Below are 21,564 nucleotides of genomic sequence, written 5' to 3' on the forward strand. Positions count from 1 at the left end.
GGAAAGATGCAGAATAAATCCGGGAGCAATGCCGGAAAGATGCAGACGCATCTTTAGAAAAGGAGGACGTTATGAAGGTACTGATAGTTGGAAGCGGCGGAAGAGAGCACGCCATTGCAGCGAGCGTGGCAAAGAGCCCGAAGGCGGACAAGATCTACTGCGCTCCGGGAAATGCGGGAATCGCTGAGTACGCAGAGTGCGTGGATATCGGAGCAATGGAGTTCGACAGGCTTGCCGCATTTGCAAAAGAAAAAGAAATCGACCTCTGTATTGTGGGCATGGATGATCCGCTGGTAGGCGGACTGGTAGATGTTCTGGAAGAAGCGGGAATCCGCACATTCGGCCCGAGGAAAAACGCCGCCATTCTCGAGGGATCCAAGGCATTTTCCAAGGATCTGATGAAGAAATATAATATCCCCACAGCGGCTTACGAGAACTTTACGGATCCGGATAAGGCACTGGCATATCTTGAGACGGCGAAGTTCCCGATTGTCCTCAAGGCGGACGGTCTGGCGCTCGGAAAAGGCGTTCTGATCTGCCAGAATCTGGAAGAGGCGAAAGAGGGCGTGAAGACCATCATGCTCGACAAGAAATTCGGATCTGCGGGAAATGAGATGGTTATCGAGGAGTTCATGACCGGTCGGGAAGTGTCTGTCCTCTCTTTCGTAGATGGAAAGACCATCAAGACCATGACAAGCGCCCAGGACCACAAACGTGCCGGAGACGGGGATACCGGACTGAATACCGGTGGAATGGGAACCTTCTCTCCGAGCCCGTTCTACACAAAAGAAGTAGAGGAGTTCTGTGAGAAATATATCTATCAGCCGACTGTGGACGCCATGGCAGCAGAGGGACGCCCGTTCAAAGGCGTGATCTTCTTCGGCCTGATGCTCACGGCAGACGGACCGAAGGTTCTGGAGTACAACGCCCGTTTCGGAGATCCGGAGGCCCAGGTTGTGCTTCCGAGGATGAAGACAGACATCATTGATGTGATGAAGGCCTGCATCGACGGAACGCTGGACCAGATCGACCTGCAGTTTGAGGATAACGCGGCAGTCTGCGTTGTTCTGGCTTCCGAGGGATACCCGGTGAAATATGACAAGGGCTTCCCCATCAGCGGCCTTGAGGAGTTCAAGAAGCATGAAGGGTATTACTGCTTCCATGCGGGAACAAAATTCCAGGATGGCCAGATCGTGACAAACGGCGGACGAGTGCTCGGCGTGACGGCAAAAGGGAAAGATCTGAAAGAAGCCCGGGCGAATGCCTACGCGGCGACAGAGTGGGTACAGTTCAAGAATAAATATATGCGGCATGATATCGGAAAAGCGATAGACGAAGCATAATTCGGGGACGTAGTGAAATTCAATTTCACTACGTCCTGTTTTGTCTCTCGTCCGTCTTTAAAATGCAAAAAAGGATGGGACTGATGGATACATCAAATATCAGTATAAAGAGTGGATTTGGGAGAAGATTTTATTTATTTTTTTGGAAATCCTGCTGATTCTAACAAAAAATAGATGTATATATTGAACAATGACGAGATGTAAAAATTCTATTTGACAAACGATTTGCACAAGTCTATAATAAAATCATGTTCACGAGCACACACCAAAAAAGAACAGAAAGGAAATGAAAAAATGCGGGCGACAAAAGAATATAGGCTTTCTTTTACAGAAGAGGCACAGAAAATCGTAGACCAACTGACTTTGGAGCAGAAAGTATGGCTGATGAGCGGAAATATTGATATGCAGCACATGACTTCGGATACAATGGCAAAGATGGCTGAGGCAATGCAGAGCGATGAGAATCATTACAATGTGGTTCCATATGCAGCCGGAGGTCTTGAAGATCCGAAAGTTCCCCCGATGCTGTTTGTAGACGGTCCGCGCGGCGTTGTCTGCGGAAATAACCAGGCAACCTGTTTCCCTGTATCTATGGCGCGGGGGGCTACGTTTTCCCCGGAACTTGAGGAGAAGATCGGACACTGTATCGGGAAAGAGACACGGGCCTTCGGCGGAAATCTTTTTGCTGGCGTGTGTATCAATCTCCCGTATAATCCCGGTTGGGGAAGAAGCCAGGAGACATACGGGGAAGAGACTTACCAGGTCGGTCAGATGGGCGCGGCACTGGTGCGGGGCGTTCAGGATGAGGACGTTATGGCGTGTGTAAAGCATTACGCATTTAATGATATGGAAAATGCGCGTTTCAAATGCAGTGTGACCTGCGACCAGCGTACAGAGAAGGAGGTCTATCTTCCTCATTTCAAGGACTGTGTTGACGCCGGTGCTGCCAGTATCATGAGTTCTTACAACCGATATAACGGAGTGCACTGCGGACACCATAACTATCTTCTGAACCAGGTACTGAAAAAAGAGTGGGATTTCGACGGCTTTGTAATGTCTGATTTCTGTTGGGGCGTACGCGACACGGTAGAAGCGGCGAACGGCGGACAGGACATGGAAATGATGTGGACACAGCAGTTTGGAGACCGTCTGGTGAAAGCTGTGCAGGACGGATTTGTGCCGGAGGAGAAGATCAATGAAGCTGCTCTGCGCATTGTCCGGACCATTCTTGCTTTTGATAAGGATCATAAAGAATATGATATGTCCGTTGTCGGCTGCCCGGAACATATTGCAGTGGCAAAGGAGGCTGCGGAGAAGGGGATTACGCTGATTAAAAATAACGGCGTGCTTCCTCTTGACCGCGCACAGGTAAGGAAGGTGGCTCTGATCGGGAAACTTGCGAATACCGCGATCATCGGTGATCATGGCTCCAGTTGGGTACGGCCGCCGTATGTGGTGACACCGGAGGAAGGGCTTAAGAAGCTTCATCCGGAAAGCGAAGTGGTCTTTGACGATGGATCTGATATTGAGAGGGCGAAGAAGCTGGCGGCAGAGTCTGACGCGGTTGTTTTCGTAGTAGGATACAATTATGATGATGAAGGTGAGTTTGTCTCCGCAGAAGAAGTGGACAACTATACCGGAGCTGTGGGCGGTGACCGTAAGACAAGCCTTGGACTCCACGCGGATGAGATCGAACTTCTTCAGCAGGTCGGACCGGTCAACCCGAAGTCCACAGCTGTCCTGGTCGGCGGCAATATGATCATGATGACAGAGTGGTATGACTGCGTGAACTCTGTGATGATGGCTTACTATCCGGGAATGGAAGGCGGCACCGCAATCGCGGAGATCCTTTACGGTGATGTGAACCCGTCCGGAAAGCTTCCCTACGTGGTACCATATTCCGAAGACGATCTTCCCTATGTAGACTGGGAAGCTTACGACCAGTATTATGAGTATTATCACGGATATACCCGTCTGGAAAAGAACGGTGTAAAACCGTTGATACCATACGGATTCGGCTTAAGCTATACCTCATTCGGGTTCTCGGATGCAGAAGCGTATTCTGACGGGGAGAATCTGAAAGTGTCCGTGAAAGTAAAAAATACCGGGGAACGGGCAGGAGAAGAGGTTATCCAGGTTTATGTGGGATTTGAAAATTCCGCGGTGGACCGCCCGGTAAAACAGCTCCGCGGTTTCCAGAGAATCCATCTGGATGCAGGGGAAGAGAAGTCGGTTACGGTCACAACTCCTCTGGAAAAACTGAAATGGTACGATCCCACCCACAGGGAGTGGAAACTGGAAAATATGAGATACTCTGTCTATGTAGGCAACAGCTCGGCAGAAGAGGATCTGATAAAGACAGAGATCGACCTGTAAAAGAAACACAGGAAAAGAAACGGCTGGGGAGGCATGGCGCTTCAGCCGTTTCCTGCATAAACCGGAAAATGAAAGGAGACACAGAGTATGCAGAAACAGTTGTTTAATTCGGACTGGTATTTTACGGACAAGGCGGGCGGAGGCCTGGCAGACCAGATTCACGGCGCTTCCAAAAAGTCGGAGAAAGTGGAACTCCCGCACGATGCAATGATCCATGAAAAGAGGACGCCTGATGCTGTTTCAGGGAGTCAGTCCGGTTTCTATCCGGGAGGTGTCTATCAGTATACGAAGAAGTTTTACGTGCCGGAGGAATGGAAAGATCAGACGGTTATCTTTGAGTTTGAAGGTGTTTATGCCCATGCAATGGTATATATAAACGGCGACTATGCAGGCGGATGCCTTTACGGATACTCCAACTTTTATGTATGCGCCGATGAATTCCAGAAATATGGGGAGGACAATGAGATCCGTGTTACTGCCAACAACAGTATGCAGCCCAACAGCCGCTGGTACTCCGGAAGCGGCATTTACCGGAGTGTCAATCTTTTCACCGGCGGAATGCTGCGGATTCCGGTCAACGGAGTACGGATAACGCCAAAGAATATCCGGCATGACACCGCGGTGGCAGAGGTTGAAGTGAAAATTGAAAATGACTGCCTTCAGGGAGAGCGGATTAAAGTACATACGGAGATCATTGATCCGGACGGAAATACAGCCGCAGAAGATGAGACGGTGATTACCGTTTACCGGGGGGACCGGACAGGCGTGCGCCAGAGAATCCTCCTGTCCGCTCCGAGGCTCTGGGACTGTGACAGCCCGGAACTCTACACGGCACGGGTATCTCTGAACACTGACGGAGGGAAGATGGACTGCGTGGAAGAAAAGTTTGGTGTCCGTGAAATTTCCGTGGACCCGGTGAACGGTTTCTGCCTGAATGGAAAGACGGTCAATCTGCGGGGAACCTGTATCCACCATGACAATGGCATTATCGGGGCGGCGACTTACTACCGCGCGGAGGAAAGACGCTGCAGACAGCTTAAGGAAGCAGGATTTAACTGTATCCGGAGTTCCCACCATCCGATGGGAAAAGCCATGCTGGATGCATGTGACCGGATCGGCATGCTTGTGATGGACGAGCTGTCCGATATGTGGACCAGACCGAAAAATACGAACGATTATGCGCAGGAATTTGTTTATCACTGGGAGGAGGACGTGGAGAAGATTGTCGAAAAGGACTACAACCATCCCTGCGTGATCCTCTACTCTACCGGAAATGAGATCCAGGAAGCCGGAACGCCGAAGGGGGCACAGATGAACCGCAGGATCTCTGATAAATTCAAAGAACTGGACGCAACCCGCTTTACGACAAGCGCCGCGAACGGTCTGATCGCGGCGTCTGACTGTATGAAGGAGATCATGACAGATGTACTCCGCGAAGCAGGAAGTGACCTGAGCGGAAGCGCGGAAGGAGGAGCAGAGGGCGCAGGCGGAAGCAATCTGCTTAATAATATGATGTCTCTTGTCATGTCGGGAAAGACCGGAGATGCATTCGCCGCCCATCCGAAAATGACGGAGCGGCTGGAGGAGTTTGCCGACGCCACCGATATTGCGGGGTACAACTATCTGACAGGGCGCCATGCCCTGGAACACCAGCTGAACCCCAACCGGGTGGTGCTCGGAACCGAGACATTCCCCGGAGACATCGTAAGGCTCTGGGATGTTGTGAAGAAGAACAGCCATGTGATCGGCGATATGACATGGACAGGATATGATTATCTGGGCGAGGCAGGATGCGGTATATTCTACTATGACGGAAAGGCGAATTTCTCATCGAACTGGCCGGACCGTGCCGCGTATATCGGCGATATTGACCTGACAGGATACCGCCGTCCGGTCAGCTATCTGCGCCAGATCGTGTTCGGGCTGAGAAAAGAGCCCTATATCGCAGTGGAACGTGTGAACCGTTACGGACAGCCGCATAGTATGACGCCGTGGATGTTTAAGGATAATATCGCAAGCTGGACATGGCCGGGATATGAAGGGAAACCGGCAAAGGTGGATGTCTACTGCGCATCCCCGGAGGTGGAGCTTTTCCTGAACGGGGAGTCTGTGGGAAGAAAGCCTGCTGGAGAGGAAAACGGATATACAGCGCCCTTTGAGATGACGTATCATCCGGGTGAACTCAAAGCGGTGGGATACCGGAACGGACAGATGGAAGGAGAATTCCTGCTTTATACAGCCGGAGAAGAAGTGCGGCCCGTGATCCAAGCAGAAACGCAGAAGATTCATGCCGACAGCCAGGAACTGGTCTATATTACCGTTGGTCTGGAGGATGCTTCCGGTTATCCGAACCTGTATGAGGTAAGGAATGTTTCCGTGCAGGTGGAAGGAACGGGTGTCTTGCAGGGATTCGGAAATGCGGATCCGCAGTCGGAAAACAGCTATGATGATACAGTCTGCCCGACCTATGACGGCTATGTGATGGCTGTGGTGCGCTCAACCGGTGAAAAGGGCACTATTACAGTGACCTTTACCGTCGAAGGTTGTGGCTCGGTACAAACCATTATCGAGGCAGAATAGAATATCAGGAGTTTAACAACACTCCCGGAGTGCCGTTTCGACAGACACTTCCGGGAGTGTTTTGACAAATAAATGAGGAAGTGCTATGCTGTTTCTCTGAAAAGAAAGAGTGAAGGAGCTTGGAATATGGTGACAATGAAAGATATCGCAGCAGAGGCAGGTGTTTCCAGAGGTACTGTGGACCGGGTGCTTAACAATCGGGGCAGGGTGGCACCGGATAAGGAAAAGCGGATCCGGGAGATCGCCGAGAAACTGGGATACCGCCCGAATCCGGCAGGAAAAGGACTTGCAGCGAGAAAAAAGCAGCTGAAAATCGGGTTTATTTATGTGAAAAATGCGGCGGCGCCTTTCCATATGGCAGTATACCGGGCAGCACAGGAGTATGCGGTGGAACTGGAACAGTATGGCGTAGAAGTCTTGTTTTTTCCTGTTACCAGGGCGATAGAAAATAATGAAGAATGGATCCGGATGTTTGAAACATTGATTCCGGCCCGGCCGCAGATTGACGGATGGGCTGTTCTGGGGCTAGCGGCAGATTCTCTGGTCACCTGGCTTAAGATGAGAGGAGAAGGAACTGTGCCTGTTGTTACTTATAATCTGGATTCATCCTGTGAGTGGAAACTGGCATATGTCGGATGTGACTACCGGCAGGCCGGCAGGCTTGCCTGCGGAGTGGCATCTCTTATGACAGACGCACAAGGAAAGGTCTGTATTCTTTCGATGGACCCCGGAAATATCCAGAGTTCCGCAGAACGGATCGAAGGATTTGAGGATGAAATGAAGGACCGGTATCCGGACATGGAGATCGTGGATAAGATTTTTTTCGGCATGGAAGGATATTATGAGTCGGTAAAGGGAGACCTGATGAAAAAGCTGGAGGAATACAGTGGTATTGATGTGATTTATCTGGTCAATCCGGGAGATTACAGTATTTGCGAATATATCTCCAGGACAGAGATGCCCCACAGGGTAAAGATTATCACAAATGACCTCATCACCGGAGAACAGTGGGAAATGGTGAGAAATGAAAAGATCGCGGTAACAATCTGTCAGGAGCCGGAAAAACAGGGCAGGAAACCACTGGAGATTTTATTTGATTATCTTGCGCTTGGAAGGGAGCCGGATACAGCCTGGTATAAGACGGAGCTTTCTATCAATATTGCACAAAATTTATAATAAATCCAGATGAAACTTGACAAAACTGTGCAGAGGGTATAGTATAATTGTAGTGTGCTCGTGTACATCTTTCGTATTTAAAATATACCTATTTGAGAAAGGAAAGATGTATACATGGAAGAGAAAAAATATTTAAAATGGTATAACAAAGTAGGATATGGTTCCGGAGATCTGGCAGCCAACTGTATCTATGGACTTATTACAAGTTTTGTCATGATATTCCTGACAGATTATATCGGGTTGAACTCCGCTGTCGTTGGTATCCTTATCATGTTCTCAAAATTTGCTGACGGCGTGACCGATGTGCTGTTTGGAAACCTGATGGACAAGACGCATTCCAAAATGGGAAAGGCACGACCGTGGATGCTTTTTGCTGAGATTGGAAACGTGATCTGTCTTGTCGCAATCTTTGCCATCCCGACAAGCTGGGGAATGACGGCACAGTATGTGTATTTCTTCATTACATATACACTGCTGAATGCAGTATTCTACACAGCAAACAATATTGCCTATGCTTCCCTGACGTCCCTGATTACCCGGAATGTGAATGAACGTGTGCAGATGGGGTCCATCCGTTTCATGTTCTCCCTGGTTACGAACATTGTCGTATCCTCTATTACTCTGCTTCTGGTAGAGCCGCTTGGCGGAGGAACCACAGGCTGGCGTAACATCGCTCTTATTTATGCAACGGTTTCACTTATTGTCAATACCCTCTCGGTATTTTCCGTCAAGGAGCTTCCTGTTGAAGATATGAATGAGGCTACCGGAAAGTCGGAAGAAGTAAAATCAGATGTTTCTTTCCTGGAATCACTGAAACTCCTTCTGAAGAACCCGTACTTTATCCTGATTGCCATTTTCTATATTTTAATGTACATTCAGACAGGTATTACAAGTGTTGGCGCTTACTGGTGTACCTATGTGCTTAAGAATGAAGCTGCGCTTGGTATGTTCAGTGCCGCGCAGATGGCGCCTATGGTGGTGGGACTTGCATTTACTCCTATTCTGATCAAAAAGATGAAGGGAATGTATAAAGTAAACTTCTACGGATATTGTGCGGCTACCATTTTCCGTGTCTGCTTTGTATTCGCGGGTCTTTCCATGAACATCCCGTTCATGCTGATTTCTGCTGCACTGGCAGGATTATGTACCAGCCCGGTTACCGGAGATATCAACGCGCTGATCTCTGCTGCATCTGAGTATACGGTAAGGACTCAGGGCAAGCACATTGAAGGCGCCATGTTCTCCTGTTCCTCCCTTGGAATCAAGGTGGGCGGTGGCCTTGGAACTGCTTTATGCGGAATCCTTCTGGATGCAGGCGGATATATTAACGGCGCGGCAGACCAGCCGCAGTCCGCGATCAATATGCTGAACTTTATGTACCTCTTCTTCCCGCTGATCGCAGTAGCCCTTACGGCGGTTGTTATGTACTTCCTGAAAGTGGAAAAGGCAAATGCCGACTGGGACAAGGCACACGGAAAGAAAGCAGTATAACAGAGAAAATTGTTATGGGACTGCCGGCAGACGCCGGAGTCAGTCTCTGATATACAGGGGGCAGCGGAACCAGACACCGCTGCCCCATAATTACTTATCTGCCTTCATTTTAGTTGTTTTCACTGTATACTTCAAATGACTTCTCCATCTTTTCCAGTATCTCTGAATACTGCCGGAATGCGTTTCTCATCTCCAGCTCATTGAATGGCTGGTTCTTATAGCAGATCCGGTGTTCCATGGCAGCCCAGAAATCCATGGAGATCGTGCGGAACTGGATCTCTACCGGATAATACTCCATACCGTCCATATAGTAGACCGGGACGCCGACAATCAGGTGGTAGCTTCGGTATCCATTGGGTTTCGGCGTGGTGATATAGTCCTTCTCCTTTATGATAATCAGATCCGACTGCTTTTTCATGCATTTTACCAGATGACAGATATCGTATTCAAAAAAGCAGATCACGCGCACGCCTGCAATATCATGGAGCTGTGCCCGGGCGTCTTCTGCGCTCTCTTCAAATCCATGGTTCCTGAGCTTTTTTTCAATGCTCGTCTTCTCTTTGATTCTGCTCGTGATTCCGTGAATCGGGCAGGGCTTGTCCTGTTCTTCCGCCTTATGGCTCAATATTTCCAGCCGTGTGAGAATGGTGTTCATAGCGTCTGTGTACGGAGAAATCAGAGTGTAGTACTCGTCTTTTGTCATTTCATTTTATACTCCCTTCGCCGGTTTACTGCCAGGATGGTTCAGCTGTGCATGCAAGCGGAAAATCCTGGATTTATTCTGGGATGCGGGATCCTCTTTTTACCCCGGCTAAAAGGAACTTTAGCACCGGAATGTGATGAATCGGTGCAGAAAATATTATAGAATTCTTAAAATTTTAGGCAGGCAAGGTACAGTAAAGTCAGGCTTTACTGCTTCCCCAATTTACATACCACAGGATATTTACGATGATCTCCGCCGCGCTAAGTATCCACATGGCGACGGCTGCCCACTCGTATCCCGCGGAAATGGCAGTGCCAGCTGCGGATTCCAGCAGGTTACGGACCGGTGCTGCAGCCAGAACAGGCAGGATTACCAGAATTGCGGCGGCACTTAAGGTAAAGATCCCTGTGACCGCGGCAAGGATAAAGCGCATGCTTTTAAGCCCCATTGTATACAGGATGAGGGGAAGAAAATATACTGCAGCGATAAAAAAGACTGCCTGGAACATGCCTTCGCTTCCGAAACGGTTGGCATTTCCGAACTGTGCATACGGGGAGAGGGATGCTGTAACCGTAATCATCATGAAGAGAAAGGCGGAGAGGCATGTCAGGATGAGAAAAACCTTCTGTTTTCCTGTAGTGTTGTGCGGCTGATTCTGATGAAATGTGTTCTGTGGGTGGTTCATTTTACTTCCTCCTTGAACTTTTTGTATTTTTATGTTCTGTTGATTTCTGTGATGCCGGGAATTCCATCGGCATCTTTCCAAAGCATACCAGAAAAAAGAAGGAAATTTGCCACAGTGCCATAACCGGACAGACGAAATGTCATAACCGGTTCGGATGGTATATTGAAATCCCATTTTTTATTCAGTATAATGGAACATGTCGGAAATCCTGTATACAGGAAATGCTGACAGATATGCGGGACAACGGAGGTGGAGTACATGCGGATTGCGTTCTGCGATGATGACAGGGCGGTGCTTTCCCAGCTGGAGGAATATATCCGGGAAGGAAATATCCCGGCGGGAAGTTCTGTCACATATGATTCCTTTTCCTCCGGGGAAGAACTCCTCGCATATATGGAAAAAACGGGAGAAAGCTGGCAGGTGTTTGTCCTGGACATTTCCATGCCGGGGTTAAGCGGCATCGAGACCGCAGCCCGGATCCGGGAAAAGGACCGGAACTGTCTGATCATTTTCCTTACAGATTACAGCGAATATGTGTATCAGGTTTTTGAGGTACTTCCGTTCCGTTTCCTGCGAAAACCGATTACCTGCGAGGCTTTTGAAAAAGTGCTCCTGCAGGCGGCAGACCATCTCCGCCTTTTTGGCAGCCTGTTCTTTTTTCAGAATGGCAGGGAGGAGTACCAGATTCCGTGCTCGGACATTTTCTGCTTCGAGGCACAGGGAAGAAAGGTCCGGATCAGTACGGAACAGGGAGAATATGTCTTTTACGGGCGGATCGGAAAAGTTGCAGAGGAACTGGACAAAGCGCTGTTTGTGCGCTGCCACGCCTCATATATTGTAAACATGGAGAAAATATTTTCTGTGGGGGAAAATACTCTTGTTCTCCAAAGCCGGGAAAGCATTCCGGTCAGCAGAAGATATAAGCCGTCGGTAAAGGAGCAGTATTTTAGATTTGTAAAATGGCGGTGCGGGAAATGACGGACAGAATTACTTTGATTGGGGGCATTACGGCATACGCCGCGGATCTTGTCCTGTGCGGGATTGATATTCTGGTTACTCTGGAACTGATGAGGCGCTCCTTCGGGGAAATCAGAAGGCGCAGACACATGGTTTATGCAGGGATGGCTGTCCTGGTCGCCGGCATTGTGACATGGGGACATCTGACGGGCAATGTGGCGGTATCATTTTTCATTTTCTGGATCTGTATTCTGGTTGTCGGGTTTTATCCCCCGGATTTCAGGAAAAAGGTTCTGTTCTGCACAGCCCTGCTCAGCCTGAATGTGTCGGTACTGTTTGTGATCAATGATATTACCAATATTCTGCCGAAAGGGTGGTATCTCTACGGGCTGACGGCATATCATATTCTGTTCTGGGTGATTGTGTATCTGTCTATGAAGTTCAGCGGGAATTCCGGGGAGGAGCTGACATGGAAAATGTGGGCGCTGCTCTGTGCCATCCCGGTTTTGTGCCTCGCGGGAACGCCGCTTACCGCGCTGCTGACCGGCTGCTACAGCGGATCTGTCCGGGAGGCGGCGCTTCTCCATCTGCCTGTGCAGACGATCTTTCTGGCGGTCAACCTCCTGGTGTTTGTGCTTTACCGGGAGCTTACAAAAGCTTATGCCGCAGACAGGGAAAACGCGCTTCTGCTTCAGCAGATCGAGTATCAGAAGAGACAATATCAAGAAAATGAAAAAGCAGACCAGGCGGTCCGTGAGATCCGCCATGAGATGAAAAACCAGCTCCGGACCCTGACCGCCCTGTATAAAAACGGGGAACAGGCGGAACTGGGGGCATATCTGGAGGCAACGGCAGGCAGGCTGGAGAACTTTCGGCAGAGGATCAGGACGGGAAACCTTCCGGCGGATTCTCTTCTGAATATGAAAATAAATGAAACAGAGCAGGCGGGAATCTGCTGTAATGCGGATGTGCTGATTCCATCGGACATTGAGTTCCCGCTGACAGATATGATTGTTATTCTCGGCAACCTGTTTGACAATGCCCGGGAGGCGTGCATGCTGCTTCGGGAGAAGAATGCCCGGAATATCCGGGTGAATTTCTCCATGAATTATACAGGCGGAATCCTGCTGATCCACATGGATAATCCATATGGCGAATTCTCCGAAAAGACCCGGAAAGAAGAAGCAGATCTGCACGGCCTCGGGCTGAAAAATGTGGAACGGACTGTGCGCGGGCTCCGGGGCATGATGAATTACAGCGCCCGGGATCATCTGTTTTCCGTGGACATTGTGATCCGGTTCCCGCGGGAAGAGAAAAAGGAGCGGATAATATGAGAACATCAGCAGATTTGAATCAGGCAGCAGATATACGGCATCTGCTTGAACGGTCGTTCCCTTTCTGGGATAGTTTAAGTGAAAGCCAGAAGGAAGAAATGATCAGCGGAGTGACGAGGACAGAGTGTCCGAAGAAGACGGGGCTGCATTTCGGAGGCGGTGAATGCGCGGGGGTACAGATCATTGAGAGCGGCAGGGCGCGTGTGTTCATCACTTCTCCTGGCGGCGGCGATATTACCCTGTTCCGCCTGCTGGACGGAGATGTGAGTATTCTAAGCGCGGCATGCATGTTAAACGGAATGGATGTGGAACTGGATATGGAGATGGAGACGGACTGTGTGATCTGCACCGTCCCGAAGAAGGTTTACCGGAAACTGTACGAAGAGAGCGGTTCTGTGAAGGACTATACCATGGAAATGATATCGGAGAAATTTTCGGATATTATGTGGCTCTTTAACCAGTATGTGTTTTCAAATGTGGCATCCAGACTGGCATCGGCTCTTCTGGAACACCGGGCGCTGGAACAAAGCGATGAACTTGCCATTACCCACGAGATGCTGGCGCGGGACGCGGGGACTGCAAGAGAGGTGGTCACAAGGCTGCTGAAACAGTTCCAGGCGGACGGGCTGGTGAAACTTACCAGGGGAAAAGTGGAGATTACAGATGCGAAGGGACTGGGGAAAATATAAAACTTTGTGATTTTATCACGGAAATTTTGCGGGAATGTGGTATACTAAACCCAGAACAGAAAAAAGCAGATGAATTTTAAGGAGGATATAAACATGGCAGTGATCAAATTAACAGCAGATAATTTTGAGCAGGAAGTAATGCAGTCCGACAAGCCGGTACTGATTGATTTCTACGCAGACTGGTGCGGACCGTGCAAGATGATGGGACCGGTAGTGGAAGAGATCTCCAATGAGGTATCCGATGCAAAGGTGTGCAAGATCAACATCGACGAGCAGATGGAACTGGCCCAGAAATACGGTGTGATGAGTATTCCGACGTTCATCGTGATCAGAAACGGACAGACAGCGGCAAAGCAGATCGGCGCGGTGCCGAAGAGCGCGCTCTTAAATCTTCTGAAATAGAGAAAATAACCGGAAACAGACTGAAAATTAAAGGGCAGCGTGTGAAGATCAGGGAAACCTGTTTTTTACATGCTGCCCCTTTTTCTGCTCATCCCCGAAATGTTTTTCGGAACGGGATAACGGGCTTCTGGCCCGGAAACCTTTCCGCGCGCACCGGAAGAGCCGGCTTCCGGTCCGGAACGGCCGGACGGGTACCGGCGGTGACTGTCCGGTTTTCGGAAATTCATGATCATGTGATATGAGTTTGCCAGGTTTTATGATATGATAAAAAAATCAGGAGAATAATTCCGAAGGAAGTGAAAGATATGGATCATTTTGAGGTGTTAAAACAGTTTTCAGAGGCATCGGAGCTCCCGGTGAGCGTGTTCGAACAGAGGGAACTGGTCTTTAAAGGACACGGGGAAAAGCGGGATTTCAATATTCCCATGTTTCTGGTGGAATCTCTTCCGGAAGAACTTCCCGGGATCTGGATCAGCCATACCCCGGAGAATCTCTTTTTCGGCGGCTTTTTCTTTGGCGGGCGGGGATACCTGATTCTGCTCGGCCCGTCTTCCGCCAACGAATGTTCCATCGCCCAGTGCAGGCAGATACTGGGCGCTCTGGGGTACAGAACGAAGGACGCGGGGACCTTTCAGAAGATTATCAATGATTTTGCGTTCTGTGATTTCTACCACATGAAGAAATACCTGCGTTTCCTGGACTGCATTTTCAATGGCAGGACCGTGGAAGATATTCCGGGAATCGAACTGAAATGGAAGAAAATATTTATCGGTTCGGAGGATTATCCGATGGAGCTGCCTGAGAATGAAGAGAAGCAGGAGGAAGACGAAGAAAGGATCATGAATGCGATGATCCGGTACGGAAAAGTAGAGGAACTGAAACGATATTTTGATGAGAGCATGTTTCGGACGAATACCTCCGCGGATAAGCTGTCTGTAAATTCCAGCGTACGCCGCAGCTATGTGGTCGGCGCGAATATGGTGATGTCGAGGATCGCGATCAGCGAGGGGGTGGACGTCCAACAGGCAAGAAACCTCTCCGGATACTATCTGGATCTTCTCATGCGGACGGAGAGTGTCCCGGATCTGGACCGGATTTTTTACAGGTTCGCCCTGGATTATACGAACCGGATCCGCAGCGCAAATGAGATCAGAGGCGGCGATATGCTCTCCAGGAGAGTGAACAGTTTCGTGCAGGCGCACCTTTACACCAGACTGAGCACGGCGGTCATCGCGGAGGCGCTGCATCTGAATGAATCCTATCTGTCTGCGGAATTCAGGAGGGCGAACGGAAAGACCGTTACCGGGCACATACAGGAGTGCAAGGTGCGGGAGGCGAAATTTCTGCTGGAAACCGGACGGAGCCCCCAGGAGATCAGCGATATACTGGCATTTTCCTCGCCCAGCTATTTCGGCGCTGTCTTTAAGAAAATCACAGGCATGACTCCTGTGGAATACCGGAGTTTTGCAGAACGGGGAGGAATAAGGCAGACAGATGAGTAAAAAAAAGAGTACCAGACTGCTGCATGAAAGCAGAAACTGGTACTTTTTTTGTGTATTAAAGCAAAAATTCTGACAGAGAACCAAAATAATTGACATTGATCGAAGAATATGTATTGTACAATAAGTCCTGCGAAAAGAAATATGAGAAAAAAGACAGAGGAGGTTCCTGATCGTGAAAAAACAAAAAGATCCAAAGAAAGTAGGAGTCGGAAAAATCGTTGCCTGGAACAGCCGGGCCATCTCCCAGGGAATCGGTCTTATGGTGGTCGGATATCTGACGCTGTACTGCACCGACACGCTGAGTATGCCGCCTGCACTGGTCGGTATTCTGCTGGTTGTCAGCAGGCTTCTGGACGGAGTTACGGATGTGTTCGCCGGCTATATTGTCGACCGGACAAATACAAAATGGGGCAAAGGAAGACCGTACGAGTGGTGCATCATCGGTATGTGGCTCTCTATCTGGCTGATGTTCAGCTGTCCGCCGGAGTTCTCCATTGTGGCGAAATCCGCATGGGTTCTCTGCATGTACGCCCTCGTCAACAGTGTGTTCTATACCTTCCTGCAGGCAGACAACACCGTCTACATGTGCCGGGCATTCCGGTATCAGGAGCAGTACGTAAGCTTAAGCTCCGGAGGCGCGATCCTTTCCATGGTCTGTGTGGCAGCCTTTAACATCGCGGCGCCCGCACTGGTGGATACATACGGCAACTCATCTTCGGGATGGAGTTTCCTTATGGCCTGCATCGCGATCCCCATGGCGATCATCGGCATTATGAGATTCTTCTTCATCAAGGAGACAGTAGACGCGGACGTCAGTGCGTCCGGTGAGAATGAAGAAAAAGTCACACTCTCGGACGTAAAGACCACACTGACGAAAAATCCCTATATCTGGATCGTGGCGCTTGTCCTGTTTGTGAGCAACTTCGTGACAAATATGGGCGTCGGGAACTATTACTTCAAATACATCGTAAATAACCTGAGCCTGCTCGGACTGGTCAGCGCTTTCCAGATGCTCTCGATCCCGCTTATGCTTTTTGTGCCGGCCATTCTGAAAAGAATCAGTATATCCAGACTGATCATGATCGGCTGTATCTTAAGTGCCGCGGGGTATGCCCTGAACTTTATCGCCGGAGCGAATACAGCGCTGCTCTCCGCCGCGGCGATCCTGTTCGGTATGGGGAGCGCGCCGATCTCCATGCTGATCAATCTGATGATTATCGAGTGCGCGGACTTTAACGAGTGGAAAGGATTCCGCCGTATGGAAGGAACCCTGAATTCCGTGACCAGTGTTGCCATCAAGGTGGCTTCCGCTCTGGGAGCGGGTGTGCTCGGCATCCTTCTGAGTGCGTCCGGTTATGTGGACGATGCGGCTCTGATCCCGGACAGCGCGGTCAGTATGATCCGTAACCTTTACTCCACGATCCCGGCTGTTCTGTGGGCGATTGTGGCGGCAGCCCTGCTCCTCTACAAGCTGGATAAAAAGATGCCGGCGATCCGGGAAGAGATCGAGGCGCGCAGAGCGGCAAAAGAACAGACAGGAGCAGCAGAATGAAAATAACCGAATGATGAAAGAAGGGAGATCATACAGGATGGAAAAATATCTGGATACTTCTCTTTCCCCGGAGGAGAGAGCGGAGGACCTGCTGGGAAAAATGAGCCTGGAAGAGAAGATGGGGCAGGTGGCAGGATGGTGGCCGCAGAAGCCCGGGGAGACGGAGATACTGCGCAAGAATTATCCGGCCGGCGCAGGCCACATAAGCTGTATCGAGATGAGGGACCTGAAAGACTGGGATGAGATCGCGCGTTTTCAGAGGGAGATCCAGGAGACGGTCATGGAGCTGAGCGAGCACCATATTCCGGCTGTATTCCATATGGAAGGGCTGTGCGGCGCATTTCTCCAGGATTCTACAAGTTTTCCGTCCGGAATCGGAAGAGCATCATCTTTTGATCCGGCTCTGGAAGAACGGATCGGGCATGTGGTCGCTATTCAGGAGCAGGCTGCGGGAGTCACCCAGACTTTCGCGCCGGTGCTGGATATTTCCCGGGATTCACGCATGGGAAGACAGGGCGAGACATACGGGGAAGATCCGGCCCTGGCGTCTGCCATGGGCGCGGCATATACGAGAGGACTCCAGGGCGCGTCCCTGGACGGCCGCCATACGGACGCAGTGGCAAAGCATTTTCTTGGATTCCATGAGTCAAAGGGAGGGATACACGGCGCTGACGCCGAAATATCGGAGAGGGAACTGCGTGAGGTGTACGCCAGACCGTTCCAGGCAGCGGTCACGGAGAGCGGGCTGAAAGGAATTATGCCATGCTACTGCTCGCTTAACGGCGCGCCGGTCTCGGCGACAGAAGAGTATCTGACGGGACTGCTGCGGGAAGAGATGGGATTTGACGGGATGACGGTGGCGGACTACTGCGCCATCTCAAATGTCCATACCGTACAGAAAGTCGAAGAGACGCTTGCGGATGCGGGATACCGATGTATGGATGCCGGCCTGGATGTGGAACTGCCGGATAAAAACGCTTACGGGGACGAACTGGCAGAACGGTTCGCGGACGGAAGCGCGGCCCCGGAGATCCTGGACCGGGCTGTGAGGAGGGTGCTGACGGCAAAGTTCCGCATGGGGCTCTTCGAGCATCCGTTCTGCCTCGATCCCGGGGAACAGCAGGCCGTATATGAAAAGCTCAGACCGGAGGCCGAGCAGGTTTCCCTGGAGTCGGCCCGGGAATCCGCCGTGCTGCTGAAAAATGACGGAGTGCTTCCCGCCGGTCCGGAGCGGTATGCCGGAAAGAAAATCGCGGTGATCGGCTGGCACGCGGGAACTGCCCGGAGCTTTTTCGGAGGATATACACATTTTACCTTTGCCGAGGGAAAATACGCGGTGATCACCACCACTGCAGGACTGGGAGGCGAGCGCACGGAGAATGAATCGACGGCGAACGTGGCCCGGATTCCGGGAACAAAGATCCAGGCAGAATCCCCGGTATTTGAGGAGATCCTGAAGCACCAGAAGCCGGGGATACGGAGCCTGTATGAAGAGCTGAGGGAACGCTTTCCGGACGCGCAGGTCGGCTATGCTTACGGCTATCCTTTCGCGGGAAATGACACATCCCGCCATGCGGAGGCCCTGGAACTCGCGGCAGGCGCGGATCTTGTGATTGTGACGCTGGGAGGGAAGTACGGATGCAACTTTATCGCCTCCATGGGAGAAGGCGTGGACAGCACGAATATCAACCTGCCGGAATGTCAGGAGATCTTCCTCAAAGAACTGGAAAAGCTCGGGAAACCGGTAGTGGGGGTCCATTTTAACGGAAGACCGGTATCCAGTGATACGGCGGACCGGGTCTGCAGCGCTCTGATCGAAGCGTGGAATCCGTCGGAAATGGGAGCATGTGCCCTTGCGGATGTGCTGACCGGCAGGATCAGTCCGTCAGGAAAACTTCCGGTCAGTGTGGCTTACAATGCGGGACAGATTCCGGTCTGCTATAATCATCCCAACGGGTCCTGCTGGCATCAGAGTGAGAGCATCGGATTTCCCGATTATCTGGATGCTCCCCACAGACCCAGGTATCCCTTCGGACACGGACTCTCCTACACGTCATTTTCTTACGGAAACATGGAAATCCGTAAGGAGGAGGGCGAAGGTAAGATCCGGCTCTCCTTTGAACTGGAAAACACCGGAGACTGCTATGGCGTGGAGACGGCGCAGATGTATGTGACGGACTGCTATGCCAGTATGACGCGCCCGGTAAAAGAACTGGCGGGCTTCCGGCGTGTTGGTCTCAGTCCGGGGGAGAAGAAGCGGGTGACATTCATCATGCGGGCGGACCAGATGGCGTTCCTGGACCGGAAGATGCGCTGGAAGGTAGAGAAGGGAACTTTCCTGGCGGAAATCGGAAGCTCATCGGAGGACATCCGTCTGAGCGGAGAATTCCGGATCGGGCAGGACCGTTATGTGGACGGCAGGAACAGAGGATTTTACGCAGCATCAGAAGAGGAGAAAATATAAGACCATGGGAAAGCAGATCTATCATGTACTGGAAGATCCTGATTATCAGGATTCCTATATCGACATTGACGAGACGAGAACAAGGAAGAATGCAAAAGGAGAAGAGACGGCTTACCGCTATATCCATGGCGGCTTCCGGAAAAAAGCGGTAAAGTTCAGCATCCACTTTCCCGATCCGGAACAGTACCGGGGGGTTTTCTTCCAGTATCTGTCCCCGTTTCCGGGACCGGACGAGGAGATGGCGGCGTTCGCGGCCACAGGGGCGGATGATGTGATTCTGTTCTCGATCCTTCACGGAGCGTATTTCGTGGAGAGCAATATGGGAGTAAAAGATATGTTCGCCCCGGACCCCGATGAGACGGTGCGGTGGAAATCCAGCGCGGCGGTCGCCGAGTTCAGCAGAAAAAAGGCCATGGAGATCTATTCCTGCTCCCGTCCGGCGGGGATCGTATACGGCGGAAGCGGCGGAGGATACAAGACTATGGCGTGCATCGAAAATACGGATGCCTGGGACGGCGCGGTTCCGTATGTGATCGGAACCCCGGCGTCCCTGCCAAACACGATTACCATGCATGTCCAGGGAGAGCGCGTCCTGCGGAACGCGTTCCCGAAGATCCTGGATCATCTGGACGCCGGCGGCAGCGGAGACATGTACGAGGGTCTGGACCGGGATGAGGCTGACATGCTCCGGGAACTGACCAGTATGGGAATTCCGCCGCTTGCCTGGTATCCCGAGGCGAAGGGGCAGTTCAGCGACCTGTCCCTCCCCGTGCTCATGCCGGGAATCAAACGGATGGATCCCGGATATTTTTCGGATTTCTGGACTGTCCCGGGATATATGGGAGCGGACCCGAAGAGCAGTGCGTCGAAGGACAGACTGCAGTTTGAGGGAACGGTGAAAAGTGTCCGTCTCCCCGAACAGGAAGAGAACGGAAACGGAGAACCCGACAGCCGCAGCGGCGTGGACGACGCCTGGAAGAAGATGATCGCTGAAGGAAAAGATTCCTGGATCGAGCTGGAAAGACTTCCGGAGGGGAAAAATCTGTACATGCGGGGAGTGTCCGTTACTTTTGAGAGCGGCAGTGCGGCGGGGAAACAGCTCATGATGGATCAGGTGTACCCGGGCGAAAACGGCGGCGGATATATTACGGTCAGTATGGGCGGCAGCGGGGAAACGCTCCGGGACATCCTTTCGGGAGTGAAGCCGGGAGACAGGCTGACGCTTGACAATTCCGACTATATCGCCATCCAGTCCTATTACAGACACCAGGTTCCGGCAGATTTAAGTTTTCACGCATGGGACCAGTTCCGCAAAGAGGACGGGACGCCGGCCCTGCCCCAGCGGCAGAATGTTATGGGATACAGCTTTACGGGAACAGGGACCGTGCAGGATGGGAACATTCAGTGCAGGGTCATCATGATCCAGGCGCTCATGGATGAATCCACCTGCCCCTGGAGCGCGGACTGGTACAGGGGAAAAGTGATCGAGTCCCGCGGAAATGAGGATGATTACAGGCTTTACTACATGCAGCGGTGCATGCACGGGGACGTCACCTGGCTGGAGAATAATATGTCCGTCAATTATAAAGGGGCGCTCTTCCAGGCGCTGCTTGACATGGCAGCCTGGGTTATGGAAGGAAAGGAACCTCTCAGAACAACCGTGTACCGGAGAAGCGGCGGACAGATCGAGGAGGAGCCGGACGCGGCACGCAGGCGCGGCATGCAGGCGGGTGTGCGGCTTACCGTGAACGGTGAAAAGTGCGCTCATGTCCGCGCAGGGGAAGAATTTACCCTTAAGGCGGAGATGACCATGCCGGAGAACGCCGGAGAGATCACGTCCGCGCGCTTTGACCTGAATGATAACTGGACGTATTCCGTGCCGGCGCAGGGACTTTTCCCGATCGAAGGGGAAGTGAAGCGCACAGAAAAAGACGGCGTCCATGGTGCGGTATCCGAGATAAACTGTAAGTATGAGGAACCGGGCGTTCATTTCGCGTCTGTGCGGATCACCAGCCAGAGGGACGGAGACGCGGACGATATTTTCACGCAGGTCTGCAATCTGGACAGGGTAAGGATTATTGTAGAATAATTAATATACGGATCCTGTAATTCCGCAAAATAAAACAGAGCGCTGCGGCAGAGGAAATCTCCTCTGCGCGGCGCTCTGTTCTGCTGTACGCCGCCTCTGCAGATTTTTGTTGTGGCGTGTCCGGGGAAAGGATATAATAGATACAGTTCACATATCCTCCGGCCGGTCTTCCGCCGGAGGATCAGACGCAGAATCAGACACAGAATCAGACACAGAATTCA

Annotated in this window: 15 protein-coding genes; 13 read left to right on the forward strand and 2 right to left on the reverse strand. The window is 51.3% G+C overall.

Features of this window, described 5'->3' with window-relative positions:
* Nucleotides 1-71: 71 nt before the first annotated feature.
* The 5 genes from purD to B5F07_RS10830 all read left to right on the forward strand — a co-directional run bounded on the left by purD (nucleotide 72) and on the right by B5F07_RS10830 (nucleotide 8,966).
* Complete coding sequence (gene purD, locus B5F07_RS10810) at nucleotides 72-1,343, forward strand: phosphoribosylamine--glycine ligase (RefSeq protein WP_087161291.1); 1,272 nt, start codon at nucleotides 72-74, stop codon at nucleotides 1,341-1,343.
* 294 nt (nucleotides 1,344-1,637) lie between these two features.
* Nucleotides 1,638-3,719 (forward strand): beta-glucosidase family protein, encoded by a 2,082-nt coding sequence (locus tag B5F07_RS10815; RefSeq protein WP_087161292.1) that lies wholly within the window; start codon nucleotides 1,638-1,640, stop codon nucleotides 3,717-3,719.
* An 87-nt stretch (nucleotides 3,720-3,806) separates the two neighbouring features.
* Nucleotides 3,807-6,299 carry a glycoside hydrolase family 2 protein gene (locus tag B5F07_RS10820; protein WP_087161293.1) on the forward strand — a complete coding sequence of 831 codons (2,493 nt, stop codon included), beginning with the start codon at nucleotides 3,807-3,809 and terminating at the stop codon, nucleotides 6,297-6,299.
* A 126-nt stretch (nucleotides 6,300-6,425) separates the two neighbouring features.
* A complete protein-coding gene (locus B5F07_RS10825) occupies nucleotides 6,426-7,475 on the forward strand; it encodes a LacI family DNA-binding transcriptional regulator (protein ID WP_162613110.1) in 1,050 nt (349 codons plus the stop codon).
* Nucleotides 7,476-7,589: 114 nt separating this feature from the next.
* The gene (locus B5F07_RS10830) at nucleotides 7,590-8,966 is read left to right on the forward strand and encodes an MFS transporter (RefSeq protein ID WP_087161295.1); all 1,377 of its coding nucleotides are present in this window, start codon (nucleotides 7,590-7,592) and stop codon (nucleotides 8,964-8,966) included.
* A 109-nt stretch (nucleotides 8,967-9,075) separates the two neighbouring features.
* Here B5F07_RS10830 and B5F07_RS10835 read toward each other — a convergent pair whose 3' ends face one another.
* Both B5F07_RS10835 and B5F07_RS10840 read right to left on the reverse strand, forming a co-directional pair.
* Nucleotides 9,076-9,669, reverse strand: a complete 594-nt coding sequence (locus B5F07_RS10835; protein ID WP_087161296.1) for a GTP pyrophosphokinase — start codon at nucleotides 9,667-9,669, stop codon at nucleotides 9,076-9,078.
* 199 nt (nucleotides 9,670-9,868) lie between these two features.
* Entirely contained in the window at nucleotides 9,869-10,354 is a 486-nt protein-coding gene (locus tag B5F07_RS10840; RefSeq protein WP_087161297.1) for a DUF5391 family protein, read from the reverse strand.
* A gap of 258 nt (nucleotides 10,355-10,612) precedes the next feature.
* On the opposite strand from B5F07_RS10840, the gene B5F07_RS10850 reads away from it, so the two are divergent.
* From B5F07_RS10850 to B5F07_RS10885, 8 genes are all read left to right on the forward strand, one after another.
* Nucleotides 10,613-11,332 (forward strand): LytR/AlgR family response regulator transcription factor, encoded by a 720-nt coding sequence (locus B5F07_RS10850; RefSeq protein WP_087161299.1) that lies wholly within the window; start codon nucleotides 10,613-10,615, stop codon nucleotides 11,330-11,332.
* Nucleotides 11,329-12,645 (forward strand): sensor histidine kinase, encoded by a 1,317-nt coding sequence (locus tag B5F07_RS10855; protein ID WP_162613111.1) that lies wholly within the window; start codon nucleotides 11,329-11,331, stop codon nucleotides 12,643-12,645. Before B5F07_RS10850 ends, B5F07_RS10855 begins: the two co-directional genes overlap by 4 nt.
* On the forward strand, nucleotides 12,642-13,334 hold the full coding sequence (locus B5F07_RS10860; RefSeq protein WP_242972505.1) for a Crp/Fnr family transcriptional regulator: 693 nt from the start codon (nucleotides 12,642-12,644) through the stop codon (nucleotides 13,332-13,334). Before B5F07_RS10855 ends, B5F07_RS10860 begins: the two co-directional genes overlap by 4 nt.
* Nucleotides 13,335-13,427: 93 nt before the next feature.
* On the forward strand, nucleotides 13,428-13,736 hold the full coding sequence (trxA, locus tag B5F07_RS10865) for a thioredoxin (RefSeq protein WP_087161301.1): 309 nt from the start codon (nucleotides 13,428-13,430) through the stop codon (nucleotides 13,734-13,736).
* 305 nt (nucleotides 13,737-14,041) lie between these two features.
* Nucleotides 14,042-15,238 (forward strand): helix-turn-helix domain-containing protein, encoded by a 1,197-nt coding sequence (locus tag B5F07_RS10870; RefSeq protein WP_087161302.1) that lies wholly within the window; start codon nucleotides 14,042-14,044, stop codon nucleotides 15,236-15,238.
* 172 nt (nucleotides 15,239-15,410) lie between these two features.
* Complete coding sequence (locus tag B5F07_RS10875) at nucleotides 15,411-16,790, forward strand: MFS transporter (protein WP_242972506.1); 1,380 nt, start codon at nucleotides 15,411-15,413, stop codon at nucleotides 16,788-16,790.
* A gap of 37 nt (nucleotides 16,791-16,827) precedes the next feature.
* On the forward strand, nucleotides 16,828-19,254 hold the full coding sequence (locus tag B5F07_RS10880; protein ID WP_087161304.1) for a glycoside hydrolase family 3 N-terminal domain-containing protein: 2,427 nt from the start codon (nucleotides 16,828-16,830) through the stop codon (nucleotides 19,252-19,254).
* Nucleotides 19,199-21,343, forward strand: a complete 2,145-nt coding sequence (locus B5F07_RS10885; RefSeq protein WP_087161305.1) for a hypothetical protein — start codon at nucleotides 19,199-19,201, stop codon at nucleotides 21,341-21,343. Before B5F07_RS10880 ends, B5F07_RS10885 begins: the two co-directional genes overlap by 56 nt.
* Nucleotides 21,344-21,564 lie beyond the last annotated feature (221 nt).

It is taken from the genome of Lachnoclostridium sp. An169 (assembly GCF_002160525.1).
In the GTDB taxonomy this organism is placed as follows: Bacteria; Bacillota; Clostridia; order Lachnospirales; family Lachnospiraceae; genus Mediterraneibacter; species Mediterraneibacter cottocaccae.